Source organism: Nonomuraea africana (genome assembly GCF_014873535.1).
Lineage (GTDB): Bacteria > Actinomycetota > Actinomycetes > Streptosporangiales > Streptosporangiaceae > Nonomuraea > Nonomuraea africana.
Map to the genome: position 1 here is coordinate 7,363,998 of NZ_JADBEF010000001.1, position 15,495 is coordinate 7,379,492.

The following is a 15,495-nucleotide window of genomic DNA, read 5'->3' on the forward strand; positions in this document are numbered from 1 at the left end:
CTCCCTGGGGATCCCGCCCTTGAGAACCCCGATCGGGGCCGTGTGAGCAAGCCCACGTGGAGGCCGTTCAGCGAGCCAGCGCGCGGACGGCGTCCGGGATCGGGAGGTCGGCGGGGACGGGCGCGAGAACGGGGGTGTCGAGCCCGTTGTCGACGTACTCCTGCACCCGGGCCCGGCAGGTCGCCGCGTCGCCGTGGACGATCAGCGCGTCCACCACCTCGTCGGGGATCGCCTTCAGCGCCGCCTGCCGGTCGCCCGCCGCCCACGCCTCGTGCATCGGGCGCAGCACCTCGGCCCGCCCCAGCCAGTCGTGGAAGGCCGCGTACGCGGGCACGGTCAGGTAGCTGGCCAGCATCCACCTGCCCATCTCGCGCACCCGGTCGGCGTCCTCGCTCACACAGACGAAGATCCGCGCGATGAGCTCGGTCGAGGGCCCGACCTCGGCGCGGATCTGCCGGACGTCCTCGGGCGACAGCCAGTTGGTGATCGCCCCGTCCGCCTCGGCGGCCGCCAGGTGCAGCATCCGCGGCCGCAGGGCGGCCAGCACGATCTTGGGCGCGACCTTGGGCGCCCGCTCCAGCTTGAACCCCTTCACCCCGAAGGTCTCGTACTGCTCGGAGACCTTCTCCCCCGCCAGCGCCTTCCTGAGGAAGCGCAGGGTGTCCCTGGTCCTGGCGTACGGCTTGCCGAACTCGGCCGCGTTCCACCGCTGCACGATCGCGGGAGAGGAGGAGCCGATGCCGAGCACGAACCGTCCGGGCGCCAGGTCGGCCAGCGTCGCCGCCGACATCGCCAGCAGGCCGGGGCCGCGGGTGAACACCGGCACGATGGCCGTGCCCAGCCTGACGCCCTGAGCCCACTCCGCGGCCAGCGCCAGCGGCACGAACGCGTCGGCGCCGTTGACCTCGGCCGACCAGACGTCGGTGTACCCGAGCGCGGGCAGTTCGGCGATGAGCTCCTTCGACTCCGCCAGCGAGCGGTCGAAGAAGGGGATGGTCATGCCCCAGTTCTGGGCCATCGCTTGCCTCCAGGGAGGTGTCGGGTCACTACCGAGGACCATACCAACCAGACGGTATGCCGCCGCCTCGCCGATTCCCAGACCACAGGCTCGCGGATCTCACCCCGGCGGCTCTGCCAACCAGAGTCACGCGCGGAGTTCGTGCACCGCCGCGATGAAGTCCTTGGCGATGCCGCGCAGTCCAGGCAGGTGCGAGAGGCCGACGAGGCGGTCCACGAGCGGCACCGTCACCTCGATGAGCCGGTAGGTGCGCGCGCACCCTGGCGAGGTGTCGTGGACCCAGTAGAGCACGATGCCCATGGACATCAGCCACAGCAGCTCGGGCAACTCCTCGCGCAGCTCGGGGTCCATGCGGTCGCGCGAGCCCTCCACCACCTGCCGGTAGATGGCGATGGACGCCTCACGAGCGGGCGTGGACTGGGCGCTGAACGGGCTGAGCGGGTTGGTGGGCTCGGCCGCGTGCTTGAAGAACTTCACCGCGAACTCGTGGTACGGCTCCGACACCCGTACCCACTCCCTCAGCACGCCGGTCAGCCTGGCGGCGAAGGAGCGCTCGGTGGCCAGCAGCTCGCGGCAGGCCTCCTCGTGCGCGATCTGGGCACGGTCGTAGTACGCCTGCACCAGTTCGTCCTTGGAGGCGAAGTAGTAGTAGGCGTTTCCCACGGAGACCCCCGCCTCCGCCGCGATCGCCCGCATCGTGGTCGCGTCGAAGCCGCGTTCCCTGAACAGACGCAAGGCCGTCTCGACGATGAGGTCGCGGGTGCTCTCCGATCCTCGGCTGCGCGGTTCGGACACGCTCGTCACTTTACGTGAGACGGGGCCGTGAGGTCATGGAGCCGCACGGTGATCACCGCCACAGGGTAAAGATCGCTTCGGAGGAGGGATCAACCGCCAGGAAGCGTGGGATTGATCCCATTGCCGGAAGGGCAACTCCGCGAAAAGGCCATCACATGTGGATACGTTGGTTGGTGCGGTTCTTCGTGGCCGCGCTCATCGCCATACAGACCTGCATCATCATGCTGTCGGGTGCGGCCTCGGCCGCGCCCGCGCGGTTCACCCCGGCCGCTGACGATGCTTCCGCCGAGGCTCCGCCTCCGATTATGGGAACCTATCGACCAGGGGGCGTCATCGAGACGGCCCGCTGGTACGTGGCCGAGGCCCACCAGCCGAAGGCCCACCTCGCCAAGGCGCGCCGGTTCGAGACCCGCCGCTCCGAGGCCCGCCCGTCCCAGGCTCACAGGCCTGAGACCCGCCCGTCCCAGGCCCAATGGCCCGAGGCGCGCCAGTCTCAGACGCACTGGTCCGGGACGCGTCAGTCCCACGCCCACTGGCACGGGACACGTCCGGCCCAGAACCACTGGCACCTGACACGTCAGGCCCAGGACCACTGGCACGGGACGCGTCCGTCCCAGACTCGCCGGTTCGAGACGCGTCAGTCCCGGGCGCGCGCGTCCGAGGCGCTCCTGTCCAGGGCCATGCCCCGCCACGCGGTGCGCGTCTCGCACGCCTTCGCCACCGACCAGCTCGCGCTCGCGGGGCTGACCTGGAAGTCCAGCGGCCACTGCGCCGACCGGCACAACAGTGTCTGCACGTCGATGCAGGCCATCAGGTCGGAGACGCTCGTCGGGGTGATCGACCTGAAGCGGGAGAGCGGCTGCCCGGTGGTCGTCACCGGGGGCACGGAGGCGGGCCACGCGCCGGGCGCCTTCAGCCACGCGGCGGGCTACAAGATCGACATCCGCCACAACAAGTGCGTCGACCGCCACATCACCAAGAAGTACCCGAGGGCGGGCGTCCGGAGCGACGGCTCGGCCCTCTACCGCTCCGCCAGCGGCGACATCTTCGCCAGCGAATCCGACCACTGGGACATTCTGTTCCGCTGATCTTTCTTTGTTCTTCTGTACGGCACAGCCACGTCGAGCGCCTCCGTCCCAGCGGGGTGCCGTCCGTCGAAGGCGCGCCGCCCAGCAGGACTCCGGCTGAGCACCGCAACGGCGCCCGGGACACCCGTAAGAACGGGCCTGGCAAGGCGGTCTCAACGGGCCTGGGGAGGCAGGCGGTCCGTAACGGCGCCCGGGCACGTGCGCCCGAGGAGCGTCCCTTGGACGGACGGCAGCCGGTGACCGCGGAGGCGGTGGGGATGGCTTGCCGTAAAGGAGAGAAGGCGGGGAGGCTCATCGCACAACAGAGCACCGCACAACAGAAAGCACCCGACAACACCTGACCCCCGGTCGTGCGGACCGGGGGCCGGGTGGGGGCTGAGAGCGCCCAGGAAGGCCGTTCCAGGGCGGCTCGGACTACGGGCGGGTCAGAACTCGGCGGCCACCAGTTCGGCGATCTCCGCCGCGTTGAGGGCCGCGCCCTTACGCAGGTTGTCGCCGCACACGAACATGTCGAGCGTGTTCGGGAAGTCGACCGCCTGGCGGATGCGCCCGATGTAGGTCGGGTCGGTGCCCACCACGTCGACCGGCGTCGGCCACACGCCGTTGGCCGGGTCGTCCATGAGGACCACGGTCGGCGCGGCCTCCAGGATGCGGTGCGCGTCGGCCACCGTGATCTCGCGCTCGAACCTGGCGTGGACGGCCAGCGAGTGCGTGGTGACGACCGGCACCCGCACGCAGGTGGCCGAGACCTTGAGGTCGGGGATGCCGAGGATCTTGCGTGACTCGTTGCGCAGCTTCAGCTCCTCGGAGGCCCAGCCGCCCTCCTTGTACGAGCCCGCCCACGGCACCACGTTGAACGCGATGGGCGCGGGGAACGGCGAGTCGGCCTCGAGCTTGTTGGCCAGCGCCTTGCGCACGTCACCGGCGCTCTGGCCGACCGTGCGGTCGCCCGCCAGCGCCTCGATCTCGTCGTAGAGCCGGGCGGGGCCCGCCACGCCCGCGCCCGACACCGCCTGGTAGGAGGCGACGACGAGCTCCTTGAGCGTGTACTCCGCGTGCAGCGCGCCGATCGCGGCCATCATCGACAGCGTGGTGCAGTTGGGCGTCGAGATGATGTTGCGCGGCCGGTTACGGGCGTCGAGCGGGTTCACCTCGGGGACGACCAGCGGGACGTCGGGCTCCATCCGGAACGTGCCCGACTTGTCGATGGCGATGGCGCCGCGGGCGGCGGCCACCGGCACCCACTCGGCCGACACCTCGTCGGGGACGTCGAAGATGGCGACGTCGACGCCGTCGAACACCTCGGGGGCCAGCGCCTGGACCACGACGTCCTCGCCGCGGACCTGGAGGACCTTGCCCGCGCTGCGGGCCGAGGCGACCAGACGGATCTCGCCCCAGACGTCGTCACGGGTCGAGACCAGCTCGCGCATCACGGTGCCGACCGCTCCGGTCGCGCCGATCAGCGCGAGAGTGGGCTTGCTCATCGTCCGCTACCTCCGTACACCACTGCTTCCACCTGGTCCGAGTCGAGGTCGAACGCGCGGTGCGCCGCGGCCACGGCCGCGTCGACGCCGTCCTGACCCACGATCACCGAGATGCGGATCTCCGAGGTGGAGATCATCTCGATGTTGACGCCCGCGTCGGCGAGGGCGGCGAAGAACGTCGCGGTGACGCCGGGGTGCGAGCGCATGCCCGCGCCCACCAGCGACACCTTGCCGATCTGGTCGTCGTACTGCAGCGACTCGAACCCGACCTGGTCCTGGATGCGCTTCAGCGCGGCCAGCGCCGTGGAGCTGTCCGTCGAGGGAAGCGTGAAGGAGATGTCGGTACGACCCGTCGCCGCCGCCGAGACGTTCTGCACGATCATGTCGATGTTGATCTCGGCTTCGGACAGCGTTTTGAAGATCGCGGCAGCCTCTCCGACCTTGTCGGGAACACCGACAACGGTGATCTTGGCCTCGCTCCGGTCGTGCGCGACGCCGGAGATGATCGGCTGCTCCATCTCGGTTCCTTCGGTGTAAGGGTCGGCCACGACCCACGTGCCTTCCTTGGTGCTGAAAGAGCTGCGCACGTGGATCGGCAGGTTGAACCTGCGAGCGTACTCGACGCAGCGCAGGTGCAGGATTTTCGCCCCGCAGGCGGCCATCTCCATCATCTCCTCGTAGGAGATCCTGGGGATCTGCTGCGCCTGGGGCACGATGCGGGGGTCGGCGGTGAAGATGCCGTCGACATCGGTGTAGATCTCGCAGACGTCGGCCTCCAGAGCCGCCGCCAGCGCCACCGCGGTGGTGTCGGAACCACCACGGCCCAGCGTGGTGATGTCCTTGGTGTCCTGCGAGACGCCCTGGAAGCCGGCCACGATGGCGATCTGGCCTTCGTCGAGCGCCTCACGGATACGGCTCGGCGTCACGTCGATGATGCGCGCCTTGCCGTGCGTGGAGTCGGTGATCACGCCGGCCTGCGAGCCGGTGAACGAGCGCGCCTCGTGGCCCAGGTTGGCGATCGCCATCGCCAGCAGGGCCATCGAGATGCGCTCACCCGCGGTCAGCAGCATGTCGAGTTCGCGCCCAGGGGGCAGCGGTGACACCTGCTCGGCCAGGTCGAGCAGTTCGTCCGTCGTGTCGCCCATCGCAGAGACGATGACGACGACCTCGTTGCCGGCTTTTTTCGTCGTGACGATCCGCTGCGCGACCCGCTTGATGCAGGACGCGTCGGCGACGGACGAACCACCGTACTTTTGCACAACGAGCGCCACGAGAGTCTCCCAGTCTGGACTGTGAGCTGCCAGTCTACTGGGGGGCTTCCATGGAGCAGATGGTATGGACCACTATGTGGACAATGCCTCTTCTGCGACGTCCAGGCGGGAATGTGCGGCCAGCGCCTGGAGTGCGCGCATCGCCGCGCCCGCGTGGTTGCCCCAGGTGTTGAAGTAGGAGTACTGCCACCACCACAACGCCTCCAGCGGCCGGCCCGCGTGGTAGTGGCGCAGCCCGTGGACGAGGTCGGCGGCCACCGCGGTCAGGTCGTCGGACAGCCGGTACGGCGTGACGGCGGTGTCCTTGTAGGGGTCGAACACCTCGGCGTAGTCGTCCACCGCCTCGAGGCGCTCGGCCAGCGCCGTACGGACGCCGTCGACGTCCGGGTCCTCGCTCAACGGCGGCTCCCAGTTGCCCGACAGGATGACGTCCTGGCTCGCGCCGAGCTGGGCACCCGCGAGGCTCACCTGAGCGACCTCCACGAGCAGCAGCGACCAGATCGCGTCACCGCCCTCGCCGCCCGCGACCCTGGTCAGGCCGTCCAGATAGTTCTGCGCGTGCCCTGCGATCTCGTCGGCGAGAGCGCTCCACTGATCAGACATCCAGCAGCCTCCGTCCTTCGAAAGCGCGGCCCAAGGTGACCTCGTCGGCGTACTCGAGATCACCGCCCACAGGCAGGCCGCTGGCCAGTCGTGTCACTTTCACGCCCATCGGCTTGACCAGCCGGGCGAGATAGGTCGCCGTCGCCTCCCCCTCCAGATTGGGGTCGGTGGCGAGGATGAGCTCGGTCACCCGGCCGTCGGCCAGCCTGGTCATGAGCTCACGGATGCGCAGGTCGTCGGGGCCGACGCCGTCGATCGGGCTGATCGCCCCGCCGAGCACGTGATAGGTGCCGCGGAACTCGCGCGTCTTCTCGATCGCGACGACGTCCTTGGACTCCTCCACCACGCAGATCACATGAGGGTCGCGCCGCGCGTCGCGGCAGATCCGGCATTCCTCTTCGGAGGCGACGTTGCCGCAGACACGGCAGAACCGGACCTTCTCCTTGACCTCGAGCAGCGCGTGGGCCAGCCGCTTCACGTCGGTGGGATCGGCCGCCAGCAGGTGGAAGGCGATCCGCTGCGCGCTCTTGGGACCGACGCCCGGCAGCAGGCCCAGCTCGTCGATCAGGTTCTGGACGACCCCTTCGTACATGTCTAGAGCCCGGGAAGCTGGCCGAGGCCGCCGCCGCCGAGACCCTGGGCGAGCGGGCCGAGCTTCTCCTGCTGCAGGTCGGCTGCCGCTCGCACGGCGTCGCGGACGGCCGCGATGACCAGGTCGGCGATCGTGTCGGCGGTGTCCTGCGGGTCGTCGGCGTCGATGACGGTCGGGTTGATCTTGAGCTCGAGCAGCTCACCTGAACCGTTGACGACGGCCGTGACCATGCCGCCCCCGGCCGAGCCCTCGATCTGCGCGTCGTTGAGCTCCTGCTGGGCGCTCACGAGCTGCTGCTGCATGAGCTGTGCCTGCTCCAGCAGCTGCTGCAGGTTGACATCCCCTGGGTTCACCTTCGTGCGCTCCTCGCCTGCTCCGCGTCCTTAACTGTCACGAGCCTACGGTGTCTGAGCGCCGTCATGTACTGGGGAGCACATGCGTTTCATCTGCATGCCATGGACCAGGGGTTTATGGCCGGATCCCAGCCCCCCTCCAGCGTCCGGGACCCGGCCCTCACGCCGACCGGAGCGGCCGCACCATGTCAGCGTGGGCCGTGACACTACCGAGACCGACGTTGCACACACGTTGCGAGCATTCAATCACCCTAAGCAATCCCCCGAATGGGTTGCGGATGTCGGTGATAACACGGATGCTTCGCCGTACAGCTCGACTACTTGGAGTGGCCGATGAGTGACGCGAACCTCGATGCGTACTCTCGCCGGCTTCGCCGGATCCACGAGACGACGGTCGGAGAGCCGCGGCAGCTGATCAGCGCGTCGTGGCGGAGGTCGAAAGAGGCTGGGGTCGATCCGGAGAGCCGTGCTGCGCCGCTGGTGTACGACGGCTCCCTCATCAAGGACGTCCGCCAGTCGCACCCGCTCCAGCCGCTGCTGCCCATGCTCGCGGACACGCTGAGACGCATGGCCGACGAGGCCGAGCACATCATGATCGTGACGGACGCCGAGGGCAGGATCCTGTGGCGCGACGGCGACTTCGGCACCATGCGCCGCGCCGACATCGTCGGCCTGGCCGACGGCCACCACTGGTCCGAGATCTCCGTCGGCACCAACGGCATCGGCACCGCGCTCGCCACCCGCAAGCCCGTCCACGTCTACTCCGAGGAGCACCTGCTGCGCGTGCTCCACTGCTGGTCGTGCAGCTCCGCGCCGATCATCGACCCCGACACCGACACCGTGCTCGGCTGCGTCGACGTCAGCGGCACCACCCGCAGCCTCCACCCCGCGACCGTCGCGCTCGTCGCCACCACGGCCAAGCTGGCCGAGGCGCGGCTCGCGCTGATGATGCACGAACGCGACGAGCGGCTGCGCAGGAGATACGACTCGCTCGTCCAGCGCGAGGGCGTCCTGATCACCAAGACGGGACGGGTCCTCGCGGGCGACCACTGGGGCAGGCTCGGCGCGCGAATCACCCTCCCCGAGCCGGGCGACATGGCCTGCCAGGCCGGAATCCTCGAGCCGTTCTTCGACGGCTTCCTCCTGCGGCCCGTCTCCCAGGCGGAGGCGCTGCCGCTGCGCCTCGCCTTCCTCGGCGAGGGGCCGCCCATCGCCCGCTACGGTGACCGCTACCTGACGCTCTCGCTGCGCCACGCCGAGATCCTGACCCTGCTCGCGCTGTACCCCTCGGGCCTTACCGCGGAGCAACTCTCCTATTACCTCTATGGCGAGGACGGTAACCCCGCCACGATCAGGCCCGAGATCTACCGGCTGCGCGCGCAGCTCGGCGAGGCGGTGGCGGCCAAGCCGTACCGGCTGGTCGCGCCCCTGTCCGCCGACTTCCTCGAACTCAAGCCATTGCTGGCGGCCAACGACCACGAGGCCGTCGCCCGGGCGTACACGGGGCCGCTGCTGCCGCGCTCGGAGTCACCCGAGATCCGCAGCGCTCGCGACGAGCTGGAGGTGCAGGTACGCACGAGCCTCCTCACCCACGGCTCGGCCGACGACCTGTGGACGTACGCGCAGACGGCCAATGGGCGTGACGACTTCCAGATCCTCGAACGCGTCGCCGCCGCCCTCCCCTCCTCCGACCACCGCGCCGCCGCCGCCCGCGCGCGCCTCTCTCCCTGACTTTTCTGTACGGCAGGCACCGCCCGCTGCTCACAGCTTTCTCCCGGTGACCGCCCTCTCTGCACGACAGGCACCGCCCGCTGGTCACAGCTTTCTCCCGGTGACCGCTCTCTCTGCACGACAGGCACCGCCCGCTGGTCACAGCGTTCTCCCGGTGACTGCTCTCTCTGTACGGCAGGCACCCTTGAGCGCCCCGCTGGTCACGGGGCCGGGGTCTGTCCAGGGATACGCATTACCGAGCGCCCATGGCTGGCCACCCCAACGGAAGGGCCATTCCCGGGATACCGACGCGCCTGGACAGCCACGCCCTGGGGATCAACCTCGCGGGAAGCCCGACCCTGAAAACCAGCACGTCTGAGAATCCGACCCCCCGAGCAACCAGCACCCTTTGGGAAGCCGACCCGGAGGCAACCAGCCCCCGAGAAACCAGCACCCTGGAGGCCGGTTCCGATCGCTCGGAAGGTCGGCCCTCGGAGGTTGGTCCTCAGAATGGCCGATCCCCGGATGGTCGATCAGGTGTGGTCGATTTCGCCGATCATTTGGGCGCCGAGTTCGCGTTGGAGCAAGGCCATGCCGCTGAGCTCGTCGACATCCGCGTTGGCGTCGTTGAGCGGGTCGACGTCGTCGGACTCGGGACCGCGCTGCCGTCCAGGAATCGCGTCGGGCCACCCGCCCGAGCCGCCACCCTGCCGGGACGCGGGCACACGGGGACCCGCCTGCGCCGCCGCCTGGGCCGCGGCCTTCGCCGCCGACCGCGCCGCCGCCAGACCGGGGCTGGGCGTCCGGGCCGCCTGCGCAGAACCTGAGGATCGGCTCGTCCCCTGCGTGGGGCTCGGCATGGGCGGCATGCCAGGATCCGGATCGTCGGGCGCCTGCGGCCAGGACTCGTCGGTGGTCAGCCGCTCCCGCTGATCGCCACCGGACACGCCTCCCTGACCCCCGTCACCGAGGCCCTCGGAAGCACCCCCTCCGGGAAAACCGCCGCCGGGAGCAACGGCTCCAGAAGCAGCGCCCTCAGGAACCCCGACTCCAGCGACGCCCACGCTCGATGCGCCCGCAGGAGCGCCTGCACCGGACGCGCCTCCGACAACGCCGCCCCCGGGAACACCTGCCCCCGGCGCTCCTGCGGAAGCACCTCCCCCGGGAACACCAGGAACAGGCACTCCCCCAGAAGCGCTTCCCCCGGGAACACCTGCGCCAGGCGCGCCTCCGGAAGCACCTCCGCCAGGAACGCCGGCACCGGGCACTCCTCCGGCAGCACCTCCGCTGGGAACGCCCGCACCGGGCGCGCCTCCATAGGCGTCGCCACCTGGGACACCAGCTACCGCGGCACCACCGGCAAAGCCGCCGGTCGAAGCAGCCTCCTCAGGAGCACCGCCTCCAGCGACACCAGTTCCGGCGACACCGGTTCCAGCGGGAGCGCCGCCATGGCCGCCGTTCCCGGCGGGACCACCCTGAAAGCCGCCGGGCGAGACACCAGGACCGCCGGGTGAGACACCGGGGCCACCGCTCGGCCCGCCATGCGGAGCCTGGGGAGCGCCGGGACCGGGCTGAGGCGGGCGACCCTGCGGCGCGGGTGAGCCCCCGACCACCGCCTCGACTCGCCACGTGCCGCCCAGGACGTCGCCCAGCGCACCGGCCACGACGGCGTCCTTGCCGCCACCGGTGAAGTTCTTCATCGCGCCGACCTGGCTGAACCCCAGCGTGACGACGTTGCCCTCGACGCCGACCACCTGGGCGTTGGTGTTGACGTTCGCCCAGACGACGATGCTGCGCTTCTTCAGCGCGGCCAGAACGGCGGGCCACTGCTGCTGCAACTGCCCCGCACCACCGGCAGCGGGCGGAGCGTAGGCGGGAGCCTGCTGAACCGGCTGCTCGGGCTGCGGCGTGGGAGCTCCAGGCCTGACCGTCTCCGGCCAGTCGTCCCCTGCACTGGCCGCGCCGGAGCCAGAGGCGGCCCCCATCACACCGGGAGCGCCCGAACCAGTGCCCCCCGTCCCGGGGGTGCTCGGCGCCGCCGCGCCCGAGGGGGCGGACGCCGTACCCGCCTGCCCGGATCCCGCATCGGAGGTGACGGCGGCCGGGGAACCGGCGGCGTCGCCGGAAGCGGCAGCCGCCCCGGAAGGCCCGGACGTCGTCATGGAAGCAGCAGGCTCGCCGTAGGAGCCGGCCGCGGCTCCGGCGCCGTGGGTGCCTGCCGTACCACCAGGGGCTGGACGGGACGCCATCTGGGCGACCACGCCGCCGCGCTCCAGGCGTTCGAGGCGGGCCAGCAGCGCGCCCTCGCCCTGGGCAGCGCCGGGCAGCAGCACCCGCGCGCACATCAGCTCGAGCAGCAACCGGGGCGACGTGGCGCCGCGCATCTCGGTGAGGCCCGCATTGAACAGCTCGGCCGCACGGGTCAGCTCGGCGGGACCCATCGAGGCGGCCTGGGCGACGAGGCGTTCGAGCTCGTCGGCGGGACGGTCGAGCAGGCCGCTGGTCGCCGCCTCGGGGACGTTGGCGAGGATCACCAGGTCGCGGAAGCGTTCGAGCAGGTCGGCGGCGAACCTGCGCGGGTCGTGCCCACCCTCGATGACCCGGTTGACGGTGTGGAAGACCGCGGCCCCCTCGCGCCTGGCGAAGGCGTCGACCACCTCGTCGAGCAGGTCGCCGTCGGTGTAGCCGAGCAGGGAGACGGCCTTGGCGTAGGTGATGCCGTCGTCATCGGCTCCGGCGAGGAGCTGGTCGAGGATGGACAGCGAGTCACGCGCGGAGCCCGCGCCCGCCCTGACGACCAGCGGCAGCGCGGCAGGCTCGTAGGGGACGCTCTCGGAGGTGAGGATCTCCTCCATCAGCGCCTTGAGCGTCGCGGGCGGCATCAGCCGGAACGGGTAGTGGTGGGTGCGCGACTTGATCGTGCCGATGACCTTCTCGGGCTCGGTCGTCGCGAAGATGAACTTCAGGTGCGGCGGGGGCTCCTCGACGAGCTTGAGCAGCGCGTTGAAACCCTCGCGGGTCACCATGTGCGCCTCGTCGATGATGTAGATCTTGTAGCGCGCCGAGACGGGGGCGAAGAACGCCCGCTCGCGCAGGTCGCGCGCGTCGTCGACGCCGCCGTGGGAGGCCGCGTCGATCTCGATGACGTCGAGGTGACCAGGACCCGTGGGGGCGAGCGCCACACACGACTCGCACTCGCCGCAGGGGTCGGGCGTCGGGCCCTTCGCACAGTTGAGGGAGCGCGCCAGGATGCGCGCACTGGAAGTCTTGCCGCACCCGCGCGGACCGCTGAAGAGATAGGCGTGGTTGATCCGGCCGGTGCGCAGCGCCTGCCGCAAGGGATCGGTGACGTGTTCCTGACCCTTGACCTCGGCGAAGGTTCCGGGCCGGTACTTGCGGTAAAGCGCAAGACTCATGCGACCATCCCGCCTGCGAGGGGGCTTCCAATGAAGAGACCCCTCGCACACCCGCCAGAGCCCGCTTATCCTTGCTGCCTTCCGGCCCTGGGGAGGTTCACAGGATGACGCCGCGCGAGGGGTCCTACGACAGTCTAGCCCCGTACGGCAGTGCTCGCTCACGCTAAATCGTGGTCTCTTCATCGCGAAGAGTCCGGTAAGCTTCTCGACGGAGGATTCGCCTAGTGGCCGAGGGCGCACGCTTGGAAAGCGTGTAAGGGGCAACCCTTCAGGAGTTCAAATCTCCTATCCTCCGCCAGTTCGAAGGGGCCATGCCGAGATCATCGGCATGGCCCCTTCGGCTTTGTGGCCCTTCGAGGTCGTTCGCCGACTCCCAAAGCACCACTGTGTCCCGAACGGCATCCGTGACGTGCTGGTACCGGCGCGCTAGCCTATTCCGGATATTGATCGCTGATCTCGGGACAGCCCGGCGGCTCTACGATCTCCACTCCCATGGGCGCCACAGTCCCAACCTTCACATCGGGCACGTAGCCCCTGGACACCATCACGGACGGAGTCGGGCTGGGCAGGAGAGCCTCTGCCTTCCGCATCGCCTCCAGGAACAGCGCCTCCCGCGAGAGGTGTTCGGCATCTGCGAGGGGTTGCACTCCGCAATCTGGTGGAGCGCTGGTGCTGAGCGTCGGCATCGCCGCCAACGCCAGAATCAGCAGGAAGGCCATGCTCCGCCGCTTCACTCACCCTCACTTCCAACCGATGGCACCGTGCGCCCGCCCAAAGAGCCAGCCGGGCAAGGGATTCCGCACGTTCGGGTCAGACGTCCAATTCCTCCGACGCCACCGTCTCATCCGCGGGCGGCGGCGGATGTCCGCCTTCATCCCCCAGCCGACAACCGGAGGTCCTCCGCGTAGGCGTAGGACGGCTCATCGTCAGCAAATGGGCTGACCACATCGTGACCAGCATGGAACGCCGGGCTCGCTCAGTACTCGGCGTAGATCTCGATCACATTGTCTTCGGGATCGCGGAAGAACAGCGTCCGGTGCCGCCACTCGGGCAGGTCGGTCGGTTCCCTGACGATGGTGACGCCCTTGGTGACCAGCTCCGCATGGCAGGCGTCCACGGCAGGGGGTGGCACGCGGAACGCGAGCTGGACAGCCGCGGCCCCTGACACTGAGGGGCCGTCGTCGTCCCAGGCCGGCCCCCGCCCCCTTGGCCGCAGCGTCAGCAACGTGACGCCCACCCTGAAGGTCACCCAGTTTTCGAGGTCGAGTTCGAGGGGAAAGCCCATCACGTCCTTGTAGAAGGCTCTCGTCTCCTTCATCTTCTCGCAGAGCAGGATCGTGTAGTCGAAATTACGGATCTCCTTGAGACTCATCCTGATCATCCTGCCAGTGCGGCCGACGCCGACCTCGCGCCATGGCACAGGAAGGTAGGGCCCAGCTCAGACAGGTCATGTCGAGATCATCGGCATGGCCCCTCCGGCTTTGGGCCCCGATCGGCCTCTCGACTGTGATCAACTGAGTCCCATGGAAGCCGTCCTCGCCGGGCTCTTCGCGATCGGGGGAACCCTCTTAGGTTCACTCGTCACCTACCTCTTCCAGCAGAGGACCGCCCAGAGAGCCGAACAGTTCACGATCTCCGCGCGCCTCCGTGAGGAACGAATGGCGGTCTACAGCGGGTTCGCCGGGACCGTCCTCGAATTCCGCTCCGCCCAGTACAACCGCGCCTTGCTGAGGTTCGAGGGCAGGGAGAGCGCGGCCTATGACGAGGCCAAGGCGACGTCGTACCGGCTTCGCGCGGCGTCATGGCACTCTCTCTATCGGGTTCGCCTCCTGGCCGATGACCCCGAGATCACGCGCCTTGCGGAGAACGCCATGACCCTCGTGGCCGACATGCACGATTCCACGGAGCGGGCCGCTCTGACCCAGCGGGGCGACGCTGTGCGTGAGGCGGTCGAGGAGTTCATCACCGCTGCGTCAGCGGAGGTCACGAGGGCGAAACCCTTGCCGAGGTAGGAGGCCGCCCCCCAATCGCGATGGCGCTTCTCAGCCTCGACAAGGCTGACCTAGCTCCCTGCGGGGGGTGGGGCCACCGAGGAGCGCAGGATGAGGCGGGAGCTCAGGGTGTGCATCTCCCTGCGGGGTTCGGTGCCCGCGATGGTGTCGAGCAGTACCTCCGCCGCCTTCGCGCCCAGTTGGTGCACGGGCTGTTCGATCATCGTGAGGGGCGGCTCCATGACCGCCGCCCATGAGCTGTCGTCGAAGCCGATCAGGGCGACGTCACGCGGGCAGGACAGCCCCGCCGTACGGAGGGCTCGCAGGGCGCCGGTTACCGCGTCGGTCTCGGTGCAGAACACCGCGGTGATGCGGTCGGGGAGGGCCAGCATGCGGGCGACCTCCTCGGTCGCCCGCTCCTCCGTCTTGCGTCCGACCATCACGAGGTCGGGGTCGAAGGGGATGCGGGCGTCGTCGAGCGCGTCGAGGTAGCCGCGCAGGCGCTCGCCGTCCGTCCAGAGGTTGCGGGAGGCCGCGGTGAGCAGTCCGCGCCGGGTCGCGGGGGCCTGCGCCACCGGCGGGCCCCAGACGAACCCGATACGGCGGTGGCCCGCCGTGATGAGCACCTCGACCGCCTCCCTGGCCGCGTCGCGGTTGTCGATGACGACGGCGTCGAGGTCGAGCGAGGCGACGGCGCGGTCGACGAGGACGACGGGGATGCCGCGGTCCATCGCCGCCTTGATGTGGGCCACCTCCGTACGGTCGACGGCCGCCGAGGCGATGATGACGCCGTCGACGCGCTTGTCGATGAGCACGTTCGTCGCCGCGACCTCCTCGTCGAGGTCCTCGTAGGTGCTCAGCACGATCGTGTCGAAACCTCTGGCACGGGAGGTGTCGGAGATCCCTCGCACGACACCGGCGAAGAAGGGGTTGCCGATGTCGGCGACGATCACCCCGAGGGTGTGGCTCACGCCCGTCGACATGCTGCGGGCGAGCGCGTTCGTGCGGTAGCCGAGCTTCTCGGCCGCCGCGAGCACCCGCTCGCGCAGCTCGGGACTGACGTACCCATACCCGCCGAGGGTCCTGGCCGCGGTGGCGCGGCCGACACCTGCCTCGGCGGCCACCTCGGAGATCGTCGGCGGCCCCGCCGCACGGCCCCGGTCAGCTGGCATGG

General features: G+C 69.6%; 13 protein-coding genes, 1 tRNA gene, 1 other RNA gene and 1 pseudogene. 4 read left to right on the top strand and 12 right to left on the bottom strand.

Annotated elements, in window-relative coordinates; translation table 11 throughout:
* Positions 1-67: 67 nt before the first annotated feature.
* A complete protein-coding gene (locus tag H4W81_RS34990; protein WP_192778707.1) occupies positions 68-1,018 on the bottom strand; it encodes an LLM class F420-dependent oxidoreductase in 951 nt (316 codons plus the stop codon).
* A gap of 126 nt (positions 1,019-1,144) precedes the next feature.
* Entirely contained in the window at positions 1,145-1,813 is a 669-nt protein-coding gene (locus H4W81_RS34995) for a TetR/AcrR family transcriptional regulator (RefSeq protein WP_192778708.1), read from the bottom strand.
* A 305-nt stretch (positions 1,814-2,118) separates the two neighbouring features.
* On the opposite strand from H4W81_RS34995, the gene H4W81_RS47910 reads away from it, so the two are divergent.
* Positions 2,119-2,901, top strand: a complete 783-nt coding sequence (locus H4W81_RS47910) for a hypothetical protein (RefSeq protein WP_225958943.1) — start codon at positions 2,119-2,121, stop codon at positions 2,899-2,901.
* Between the two features lie 425 nt (positions 2,902-3,326).
* Here the strand turns inward: H4W81_RS47910 and H4W81_RS35005 are convergent, their stop codons facing one another.
* The 5 genes from H4W81_RS35005 to H4W81_RS35025 form a co-directional block, all read right to left on the bottom strand.
* Positions 3,327-4,385, bottom strand: coding sequence for an aspartate-semialdehyde dehydrogenase (locus H4W81_RS35005; RefSeq protein ID WP_192778710.1), 1,059 nt, complete (start codon positions 4,383-4,385; stop codon positions 3,327-3,329).
* Positions 4,382-5,656 (bottom strand): aspartate kinase, encoded by a 1,275-nt coding sequence (locus H4W81_RS35010; protein WP_192778711.1) that lies wholly within the window; start codon positions 5,654-5,656, stop codon positions 4,382-4,384. The genes H4W81_RS35005 and H4W81_RS35010 overlap by 4 nt, the downstream gene beginning before the upstream one ends.
* A gap of 72 nt (positions 5,657-5,728) precedes the next feature.
* Positions 5,729-6,259, bottom strand: a complete 531-nt coding sequence (locus tag H4W81_RS35015; RefSeq protein WP_192778712.1) for a DUF5063 domain-containing protein — start codon at positions 6,257-6,259, stop codon at positions 5,729-5,731.
* Positions 6,252-6,851, bottom strand: a complete 600-nt coding sequence (recR, locus tag H4W81_RS35020) for a recombination mediator RecR (protein ID WP_192778713.1) — start codon at positions 6,849-6,851, stop codon at positions 6,252-6,254. The genes H4W81_RS35015 and recR overlap by 8 nt, the downstream gene beginning before the upstream one ends.
* A 2-nt stretch (positions 6,852-6,853) precedes the next feature.
* Positions 6,854-7,204 (bottom strand): YbaB/EbfC family nucleoid-associated protein, encoded by a 351-nt coding sequence (locus H4W81_RS35025; protein ID WP_192778714.1) that lies wholly within the window; start codon positions 7,202-7,204, stop codon positions 6,854-6,856.
* 333 nt (positions 7,205-7,537) lie between these two features.
* Between H4W81_RS35025 and H4W81_RS35030 the strand changes: the two genes are divergently transcribed.
* Positions 7,538-8,935: a helix-turn-helix domain-containing protein gene (locus tag H4W81_RS35030; protein ID WP_192778715.1), complete on the top strand. Its 1,398-nt coding sequence runs from the start codon at positions 7,538-7,540 to the stop codon at positions 8,933-8,935.
* A 1,526-nt stretch (positions 8,936-10,461) separates the two neighbouring features.
* Here H4W81_RS35030 and H4W81_RS47915 read toward each other — a convergent pair.
* Both H4W81_RS47915 and ffs read right to left on the bottom strand, forming a co-directional pair.
* Positions 10,462-12,330 (bottom strand): annotated as a pseudogene (locus H4W81_RS47915) (DNA polymerase III subunit gamma and tau); the annotation flags it as partial.
* Between the two features lie 31 nt (positions 12,331-12,361).
* Positions 12,362-12,457, bottom strand: an RNA gene (gene ffs, locus H4W81_RS35040) — signal recognition particle sRNA small type.
* 83 nt (positions 12,458-12,540) lie between these two features.
* Between ffs and H4W81_RS35045 the strand changes: the two genes are divergently transcribed.
* Positions 12,541-12,628: transfer RNA gene (locus H4W81_RS35045), tRNA-Ser, on the top strand.
* Positions 12,629-12,761: 133 nt separating this feature from the next.
* On the opposite strand, the gene H4W81_RS35050 is transcribed toward H4W81_RS35045, so the two are convergent.
* Together H4W81_RS35050 and H4W81_RS35055 are read right to left on the bottom strand one after the other, a co-directional pair.
* Positions 12,762-13,049: a hypothetical protein gene (locus H4W81_RS35050; RefSeq protein WP_192778717.1), complete on the bottom strand. Its 288-nt coding sequence runs from the start codon at positions 13,047-13,049 to the stop codon at positions 12,762-12,764.
* A gap of 257 nt (positions 13,050-13,306) precedes the next feature.
* Complete coding sequence (locus H4W81_RS35055; protein ID WP_192778718.1) at positions 13,307-13,702, bottom strand: VOC family protein; 396 nt, start codon at positions 13,700-13,702, stop codon at positions 13,307-13,309.
* Between the two features lie 151 nt (positions 13,703-13,853).
* Between H4W81_RS35055 and H4W81_RS35060 the strand changes: the two genes are divergently transcribed.
* A complete protein-coding gene (locus H4W81_RS35060; protein ID WP_192778719.1) occupies positions 13,854-14,342 on the top strand; it encodes a hypothetical protein in 489 nt (162 codons plus the stop codon).
* 50 nt (positions 14,343-14,392) lie between these two features.
* Here H4W81_RS35060 and H4W81_RS35065 read toward each other — a convergent pair whose 3' ends face one another.
* Positions 14,393-15,493 carry a LacI family DNA-binding transcriptional regulator gene (locus H4W81_RS35065; RefSeq protein ID WP_192778720.1) on the bottom strand — a complete coding sequence of 367 codons (1,101 nt, stop codon included), beginning with the start codon at positions 15,491-15,493 and terminating at the stop codon, positions 14,393-14,395.
* Positions 15,494-15,495 lie beyond the last annotated feature (2 nt).

Bases quoted from the DNA above. Each gene is read 5' to 3' on its own strand.
- H4W81_RS35065 (WP_192778720.1), bottom strand. From the start codon at position 15,493: ATGCCAGCTGACCGGGGCCGTGCGGCGGGGCCGCCGACGATCTCCGAG.
- H4W81_RS35005 (WP_192778710.1), bottom strand. From the start codon at position 4,385: ATGAGCAAGCCCACTCTCGCGCTGATCGGCGCGACCGGAGCGGTCGGC.
- H4W81_RS47910 (WP_225958943.1), top strand. From the start codon at position 2,119: ATGGGAACCTATCGACCAGGGGGCGTCATCGAGACGGCCCGCTGGTAC.
- H4W81_RS35015 (WP_192778712.1), bottom strand. From the start codon at position 6,259: ATGTCTGATCAGTGGAGCGCTCTCGCCGACGAGATCGCAGGGCACGCG.
- H4W81_RS35060 (WP_192778719.1), top strand. From the start codon at position 13,854: ATGGAAGCCGTCCTCGCCGGGCTCTTCGCGATCGGGGGAACCCTCTTA.
- H4W81_RS34990 (WP_192778707.1), bottom strand. From the start codon at position 1,018: ATGGCCCAGAACTGGGGCATGACCATCCCCTTCTTCGACCGCTCGCTG.
- H4W81_RS35030 (WP_192778715.1), top strand. From the start codon at position 7,538: ATGAGTGACGCGAACCTCGATGCGTACTCTCGCCGGCTTCGCCGGATC.
- H4W81_RS35055 (WP_192778718.1), bottom strand. From the start codon at position 13,702: ATGAGTCTCAAGGAGATCCGTAATTTCGACTACACGATCCTGCTCTGC.
- recR (WP_192778713.1), bottom strand. From the start codon at position 6,851: ATGTACGAAGGGGTCGTCCAGAACCTGATCGACGAGCTGGGCCTGCTG.
- H4W81_RS35050 (WP_192778717.1), bottom strand. From the start codon at position 13,049: ATGGCCTTCCTGCTGATTCTGGCGTTGGCGGCGATGCCGACGCTCAGC.